General features: G+C 72.4%; 7 protein-coding genes. 4 read left to right on the plus strand and 3 right to left on the minus strand.

Translation table 11 applies throughout. The features are described from left to right. Positions 1–44 precede the first annotated feature (44 nt). Positions 45–995, plus strand: coding sequence for a threonine ammonia-lyase (locus tag ACWED2_RS23830; RefSeq protein ID WP_449692695.1), 951 nt, complete (start codon positions 45–47; stop codon positions 993–995). Here ACWED2_RS23830 and ACWED2_RS23835 read toward each other — a convergent pair. Both ACWED2_RS23835 and ACWED2_RS23840 read right to left on the minus strand, forming a co-directional pair. Further along, complete coding sequence (locus ACWED2_RS23835; protein ID WP_449692696.1) at positions 992–2,515, minus strand: MFS transporter; 1,524 nt, start codon at positions 2,513–2,515, stop codon at positions 992–994. The two genes, ACWED2_RS23830 and ACWED2_RS23835, sit on opposite strands and share 4 nt — an antisense overlap. Before the next feature lie 45 nt (positions 2,516–2,560). Continuing rightward, positions 2,561–3,316 carry a GntR family transcriptional regulator gene (locus ACWED2_RS23840; protein WP_449661508.1) on the minus strand — a complete coding sequence of 252 codons (756 nt, stop codon included), beginning with the start codon at positions 3,314–3,316 and terminating at the stop codon, positions 2,561–2,563. Positions 3,317–3,464: 148 nt separating this feature from the next. Between ACWED2_RS23840 and ACWED2_RS23845 the strand changes: the two genes are divergently transcribed. After that, on the plus strand, positions 3,465–4,511 hold the full coding sequence (locus tag ACWED2_RS23845; RefSeq protein WP_449692697.1) for an SIS domain-containing protein: 1,047 nt from the start codon (positions 3,465–3,467) through the stop codon (positions 4,509–4,511). Further along, entirely contained in the window at positions 4,508–5,464 is a 957-nt protein-coding gene (locus ACWED2_RS23850; protein WP_449692698.1) for an N-acetylglucosamine kinase, read from the plus strand. The genes ACWED2_RS23845 and ACWED2_RS23850 overlap by 4 nt, the downstream gene beginning before the upstream one ends. A gap of 109 nt (positions 5,465–5,573) precedes the next feature. On the opposite strand, the gene ACWED2_RS23855 is transcribed toward ACWED2_RS23850, so the two are convergent. After that, a complete protein-coding gene (locus ACWED2_RS23855; protein WP_449692699.1) occupies positions 5,574–6,233 on the minus strand; it encodes a DUF3159 domain-containing protein in 660 nt (219 codons plus the stop codon). A gap of 269 nt (positions 6,234–6,502) precedes the next feature. On the opposite strand from ACWED2_RS23855, the gene ACWED2_RS23860 reads away from it, so the two are divergent. Beyond that, positions 6,503–7,318: an SGNH/GDSL hydrolase family protein gene (locus ACWED2_RS23860; RefSeq protein ID WP_449692700.1), complete on the plus strand. Its 816-nt coding sequence runs from the start codon at positions 6,503–6,505 to the stop codon at positions 7,316–7,318. Positions 7,319–7,571 lie beyond the last annotated feature (253 nt).

Below are 7,571 nucleotides of genomic sequence, written 5' to 3' on the forward strand. Positions count from 1 at the left end.
CAATAGACACTCCAGATCGAACGTTTTCTTGACATACTCGACACATGGAACTGGTGACGATCTCTGACATCGAGGCCGCCGCGAAGCGCGTCGAAGATGTCGCCGTACGCACGCCCCTGCTGCTCCAGACCTGGGATCCCCGCGGAACCCTGTGGCTCAAACCCGAAAGTCTGCAACCGGTCGGGGCGTTCAAGGTGCGCGGCGCGTTCAACGCGATCGCGGCACTCGACGACGCGGCCCGCGCCCGGGGCGTCATCGCGTACTCGAGCGGCAACCACGCGCAGGCAGTCGCGTACGCGGCGCAGCGGTACGGCGTGCCCGCGGTGATCGTCGTGCCGGACGTGGCACCGCGGATCAAGGTCGAGGCCACCCGCGCGTACGGCGCCGAGGTCATCGAGGTGCCGATCGGCGAACACGAGGGCAAAGCGCGTGAACTGGCCACCGAACGCGGGCTGACCCTCGTGCCGCCCTTCGACCACGCGGCCATCATCGCCGGACAGGGCACAGCCGGGCTCGAGATCGCCGAGGACCTGCCGGACGTCGAGGTCGTGCTCGTCCCGATCAGCGGTGGCGGGCTGGCGGCCGGGGTCGGCACCGCGATCAAGGCCCGGTGCCCGCGGGCGCGCGTGATCGGCGTCGAGCCCGCGCTGGCCGCGGACGTCGCCGACAGCCTCCGGCGGGACGAGCTGGTCCGGTGGCCGCAGGCCGACCGCGCCAGGACGATCGCCGACGGCCTGCGCTCGCAACCGTCCGAACTGACCTTCGCCCATTTGCGGGAAGTCGTCGACCGGATGGTGACGGTCTCCGAGGACGAGATCCGCGAGGCCGTCCGCGTCCTGGCCCGCAAGGCCCGGCTGGTGGCCGAGCCCAGTGGCGCGGTGACGACCGCGGCCTACCTCTTCCACGCCGACGAGCTGCCGGCCGGGAAGACGGTCGTGCTCGTCTCGGGCGGCAACGCCGACCCGGCGCTGTTCGCCGAGATCCTCGCGGGCTAGGAACCGGCGACGGGGGTCCCGCCGCCGCGGATGTGCGTCGGCGGGCCCTCGACGCCGCAGTGGTAGCACTCGCCGAGGTGGGGGCACTCGTCGTCGGGCTTGACCTCGGCCGGCGGCGCCAGGACGCCGTTGTGGATGCCCAGCGCGATCAGGCCGCCCGCGATCGCCAGTGCCGCGCAGATGACCAGCGCCGTCCGCCAGCCCGCCGTCAGCGCGACCGGGTCGGCGTAGGCCTCGCCGGTCAGCCCGGCCGCCGCCGGCAGCACCGCCACCGCCAGCAGGCCGCCCGAGCGGGCGATGGCGTTGTTGACGCCGGACGCCACGCCGGCGTAGCGGTCCGGGGCCGCGGCGAGCACCGTCGCCGTCACCGGGGCCACCACCGTCGCCAGGCCGAGCCCGAACACCACCACCGCGGGCAGCACCGCGCCCAGGTAGGACGCGCCGGGCGCGATGCGCAGCATCAGCAGCATCCCGATGCCGACGACGATCGGGCCGATCACCAGCTGCGTCCGCGGGCCGATGCGCTGGGCGAGCGCGCCGGAGCGGCCGGAGAGCAGCAGCATGATCACCGTCAGCGGCAGCCCGGCCAGCCCGGACGCGGTCGGCGAGTAGCCGAGCGAGACCTGCAGCTGCATGACCAGCAGCATCATCACGCCACCGAGCGCGGCGTAGACCACGAAGGTCAGCGCGTTCGAGAGCGTGAACGTGCGGTCGCGAAACAGCGACGGCGGCACCAGCGGCTCGTGCGAGCGGTGCTGGACGACGACGAACGCGGCCAGCCCGGCGATACCCAGCAACCCGGCGCCGAGCACGAGCGGGTCGCCGATGCCGCGGGCGGGCGCCTCCACCAGCGCGCCGGTGATCCCGGCGAGGCCGAGGGCGCCGAGGGCGGCGGCACTGAAGTCGGGGTGCCCGGTGGCGTCGGGGTCGCGGGATTCCGGGACGAACTTCCGCGCCATCAGCACCACGGCGACCGCGATCGGCACGTTGATCAGGAACGCCAGCCGCCACGACCACACCTGCACCAGGAAGCCGCCGAGCAGCGGCCCGGCGGCGGCCGCGATGCCGCCGAGGCCGGACCAGGCGCCGATCGCGCGGGCGCGGGCGTCGTGCGCGAAGGACGCCTGGAGGATCGCGAGCGAACCCGGCGTCAGGAGAGCACCGCCGATGCCCTGCAGGATCCGGGTCGCGACGAGCATCTCGGTGGACTGCGCCGCCGCGCACAGCCCCGAGGCGACGCCGAACCAGACGACGCCGACGAGGTACATCCGCCGCCGGCCGTACCGGTCGCCGAGCGAACCGGCGACGAGGATGAGTGCCGCGAGCGCCAGCATGTAACCGTCGAGGATCCACTGCAGCCCCGCGACGGAGGCGTTCAGCTCGGCGCCGATGCGGGGCAGGGCGACGTTGACGATGGTGCCGTCGAGCATCGCCATGCCCGACCCGAGGATCGTGGTGGCCAGCAGGCCGCGGGCGGCACCGGTGCCCCACTTGATCCCGGTGTCTTCGGTGGCAGTCACCCGGTCAACTTCACAGTGACCGGGGACCCCCGTCAACCGCGCCGGTCACGGCAGCAGCGTCGTCACGAACTTGTAGCGGTCGCCGCGGTAGACCGAGCGGGCGAACTCGACCGGCTTGCCGTCGGTGGCGAACGAGTGCCGGGTCAGCATCAGCACCGGCATGCCGACGTCCGCGCCGAGCATCTCGGCTTCCTGCGGCCCCGCCAGCGAGGTCTCGATCGTTTCTTCCGCGCGTTCGAGTTCGACGCCGTAGTGCTCGCGTAGAACGGCGTACAACGAACCGCCGGCCGAGACGTGCTTGCGCAGCCCGCGGAAACGGCCGAGCGGAAGGTGCGTCGTCTCCAGCGCCATCGGCTGCGAGTCCGCCAGTCGAAGTCGTCGAAGGCGAAGGATTTTCGCGCCGGTCCGGATTCCCAGCAGCTTCGCGAGGTCGCCCTCGACCGGCAGTTCCTCGACTTCCAACAGTTTCGATGACGGCTTCAGGCCCTGCTTGCGCATGTCTTCGGTGTAGGAGGACAGCTGGAGCCGCTGGGCGAGCTTCGGCTCGGCGGCGAAGGTGCCCTTGCCCTGCACCCGGTGCAGGCGGCCCTCGGCGGTCAGGTCGGCCAGCGCCTGGCGCACGGTGGTGCGGGAGACCGTGAACTCCCCGGCGAGCGCGCGTTCGGTGGGGATCGGCGACCCCGGCGGCAGCACGTCCAAGAGATCGAGGAGGTGCTGTTTCAGCGCCCAGTATTTGGGCTCGCGCTGCCCGCGCATCCCGGCGACGGCTGCCGCCTCGCCCGTGGTGGTGGTCTCCAACATGCCCGGCTCCCTATGTCTTCCCTCATCGCACGCCACGTCCCCGTAAGAAACGTACCCTTTTCCCCAAACGCGCCGCCCCTATAATATTGGTCTAGACCTGACCGACGCCGCCTGAGTCCGGTACATAATGCCGGAGGTGGAGAGGAAAATGATGACCGAACAACGGCCCGGCGCGCACATGGCCGCGGAGATCGCCCAGCAGCCGGACGTCCTGGCCGGACTGGTGGCGCGTCAGGCGGAAATCGCCGAAGTGGCGGAAAAGATCTCACAACACCCGCCGCGGTTCGCTTTGCTCGCGGCGCGTGGATCGAGCGACCACGCAGCGTTGTACGCGAAGTACCTGATCGAGGTACTTCTCGGCCTCCCGGCGGGTTTGGTTTCCCCGTCCACGGCGACCCTGTACGGCGCCCGGCCCGATCTGCGGGACGTGCTCTTCGTCACGGTCAGCCAGAGCGGCGGCTCCCCCGACCTGATCGAAGTCACCGAAACGGCCCGGCGCCAGGGCGCGCTGACGGTGTCGGTCACCAACACGCCGGACTCACCGCTGCGGGCGGCGTCCGAGCTCGGCGTCGACATCGGCGCGGGCGTCGAGAAGGCCGTCGCGGCCACCAAGACGTACTCCGCCACGCTGATGGCGCTGTACCTGCTGATCGACGCGGTGCGCGGCGGCAAGGCGGCCGACGCCGAGAAGATCGGCGAGCTGGCGCAGCAGACCCTCGACGGCGCCGACGAGGGCGTGCAGCGCGCGGTCGACCGGTACCGCTTCGTGAACCGGGTCCTCACCACCGCCCGTGGCTACTCGTACGCGACCGCGCTGGAGGCGTCGCTCAAGCTCGCCGAGACCAGCTACCTCGCAGCCCGCGCGTACAGCGGCGCCGATCTCCTGCACGGCCCGGTCGCGGCGGTCGACGACCAGACCGCGGTCCTCGCGGTGACCAGCGCCGGGCACGGCTCCGACGCGATGCGCGAGGTCATCGACGCCGTCGGCAAGCGCGGCGCGGACGTCGTCGCGGTCGGCTCGGCCTCGGCCGAGACCCCGGCGGCGCTGCGCATCGACGTGCCGCAGACCGTCGAGGAGCTCGCGCCGATCCTGGAGATCCTGCCGATCCAGCGGATCGCCCTCGGCCTGTCGCTGGCCCGCGGCGGCGACCCGGACAGCCCGCGCGGCCTGCTGAAGGTGACCAAGACGAGGTGAGCTTCGCGATCGGCGTCGACGCCGGCGGAACGTCGACCAGGGCCGCACTGGTCGACGCCACCGGCGCGGTGCTGGGCACCGGACGCGGCGAAGGGGCCAACCCGAACGCGCACGCGCCCGAGGTCGCCGCGGGCCGGATCGCCGAGGCGATCACCGAGGCGCTCGGCACCCACGACCCCGGCGCCGTGCGGGCGTGCGTCGTCGGCATGGCCGGGGTCAGCAAGCTGAGCGACCGGGACGTGGCCGCGGTCTTCACCGCGGCGTGGACGCGGATCGGTCTCACCTGTGCCGTCCGGACGGTCGCCGACGCCGAAGTGGCGTACGCGTCGGCCACCTCGGCGCCGGACGGGACGGTCGTCGTCGCCGGAACCGGTTCGATCGTGGGCCGGATCCGGCAGCGGCGGCTCGCCGGCACGACCGGCGGCTACGGCTGGCTGCTCGGCGACGAGGGGTCGGCGTTCTGGCTCGGCCGCGAAGCCGTCCGCTCCACTTTGGAGGCACTGGGCCGCGGGCGGCCGCTCGACGGGCTGCCGTCGGCGGTGCTGGCCGCCGCGCTCGGACTGTCCGCTTTGGACGTCCGCGACGACGCCGGGCGGCTGGCCGCCTCCCGGGCGTTGATCACGGCGGCCAACGCGGAGGCGCCCGTCCGGCTCGCCCGGTTCGCCCCGTTGGTGAGCGCGGCGCACGACGCGGGCGAGCCGGCGGCCCGTGAGATCGTCGCCCGCGCGGCCGGGCACCTCGCCGAGAACGCCCTCGCGGCGCGCGAGCCCGGCGAGTCGACGCCGGTCGTGCTCGTCGGCTCGGTGCTCACCGGGGCGAGCCCGGTCGGCGGGCTCGTGCGCCGCCGTTTGGCCGGTCTCGAGGTGCTGACCAGCTCCGATGGGGTGCTCGGAGCGGCGTGGCTGGCCGCCGTGGACGCCTTCGGCGAGGGCGCACCGCGCCCCCTGGCGTAAGGATCTCGAGCAAAACGCGGCGCAAAGCCGCGAAAACGTCGACTGAACCGGGTAGTCCGGGTACCGTAGGCAGTGGCCCCCGGACCCTCCCCCCTCGCCGGGGGCCGCCTTATGCCCCGGGTACGTCGTCCGAGCGGGTTTCCGGCGCCAGGCGCAGGCCGGGGTGCTCCGGCGGCAACGCCCGGTAGAGCACCCAGCCACTGACCGCGACGGTGAGCGCGACGAGCGGCCACGACAGCACCGTGCGGGCCACGCCGAGCGCGAGCACCTGGCCGGCCCACCACAGCAGGCCGTAGACGACCACGCGCAGCGTGTACTGGAGCACCCACACCCAGCTGGCCCGTGAGTAGGCCCTGAGCAGCACGGCGTCCCGGCGCCAGCGCGTCTTCTGGCCCAGCAGCAGGCCGACGACGACGCCGAGCAGCGGCCACCGCACGACGATGCTGGCCGCCCACAGCAGGGCGCTGGCCACATTGGACATCAGCTGCAGCAGGAAGAAGTCCTGCGCCCGGCCGGTGTGCAGGGCGATCAGCGCGGCCGCGACGACGGCGGCCAGGCTGACGACCAGCGCGCGGACCTTGCCACCGCCGGCGATCCGGACGATCCCGACCACGATGGCGACCACGACGGCGGCACCGGCGCCCCAGGCGACGGACTGGCCGGCGGCGAGCCAGCCGGCGACGAAGCCGACGGGCGGGATGCTGGCGTCCAGCGCGCCCCGGCGGCCACCGAGGATCTGCGCGAGCGATTCACGGGGTTCTCCGGCCACGTGTCCAGCCTGCCGGATCGCGTCCGGGAGGCCCCGGGCAGGGAGATTTTCGCCACATCGGGTGCCGGGTTTGCTGCCGGGTGTGCTGTTTCACGGCATGCCGAAGGTGAAGACTACGTAATAGAGAGGCGCAGAAGGCCGACAAGATAAGACACTGTTACCGCAGGCTGAACGCCCGGGGGATGGAGCGGGTTTGCGGCCGATGGTTAGTTGAGGTGTACAACTACATGTCGGGGTGTGTCGGTCGCAGGATGGGAAGGGGACCCAACGTGTACGGATTCGACAGCTACGTAGCCCTCGGTGACAGCTTCACCGAGGGGCTCAACGACGGCCTGCCGGACGGCTCCTTCCGGGGGTGGGCCGACCGGCTCGCGGAGGTGCTGGCGGCCGGCCGCAGCGACTTCCGCTACGCCAACCTGGCCCTGCGGGGCAAGATGCTCGACGAAATCCTGGACGAGCAGCTGCCGATCGCGTTGGAGCTGAAGCCCGACCTGGTCACGCTGTGTGCCGGCGGCAACGACATCATCGTGCCGGGCGCGGACGTGGACGCGGTGACCGAGCGCCTGGAGGAGGGCGTCGCGAAGCTGCGCGAAGCGGGCATCCCGGTGCTGATGTTCAACGGCCCGGACACGAAGGTCCTGTCGGTGATGTCGGTGCTGCGCGGCAAGGTGGCGATCTACAACACGAACCTGTGGGCGATCGCGGAGCGCCACGGAGCCCGCATGGTCGACCTGTGGACGATGGGGCCGCTGCACGACCGCCGCGCCTGGAGCGACGACCGGCTCCACTTCTCCCCGGAAGCCCACCGCCGGATCGCGTTGAAGGCGGCGGAGGTGCTGGGGATCCCGGTGGAGGCGGACTGGCGCGAGCCGTGGCCGCTGGTGGAGACGCCCGACCGCTGGATCGACTCGCGGCGGTCGGACATCACGTGGACGAAGGTCCACCTGCTGCCCTGGATCCGGCGGCAGCTGCGGGGCGAGTCCATGGGGGACGGGTTGTCGCCGAAGAGGCCGAAGCTGGCACCGCTGGTCCCGCTGGAGGTGCTCGAGGTGCCGGGCGACGCCCGGCAGCAGCAGGCCAGCTGATCTTCGCTGTGCCGGGAGGGGCTTTCGGCGCGGCTGAGGGGTCGGTTGCGCTGAAAGGTCCCTTTGGACGCTCGGCTTGACGCTTGGTGCTTGACGCTTGGTGCCGGGCTCGGCGAGGAGGCGCTGCCGGGCTTCGGTGAAGTCGCCGACCCACGCCGCCCGGCTCCCGGCTCCCGGCTCCCGGCTCCCGGCTCCCGGCTCCCGGCTCCCGGCTCCCGGCTCCCGGCTCCCGGCTCCCGGCTCCCGGCTCCCG

It is taken from the genome of Amycolatopsis sp. NPDC005003 (genome assembly GCF_053600695.1).

Excerpts from the sequence above, each read along its gene's own strand:
- ACWED2_RS23830 (WP_449692695.1), top strand. The coding sequence starts at position 45 with ATGGAACTGGTGACGATCTCTGACATCGAGGCCGCCGCGAAGCGCGTC.
- ACWED2_RS23840 (WP_449661508.1), bottom strand. The coding sequence starts at position 3,316 with ATGTTGGAGACCACCACCACGGGCGAGGCGGCAGCCGTCGCCGGGATG.
- ACWED2_RS23845 (WP_449692697.1), top strand. The coding sequence starts at position 3,465 with ATGATGACCGAACAACGGCCCGGCGCGCACATGGCCGCGGAGATCGCC.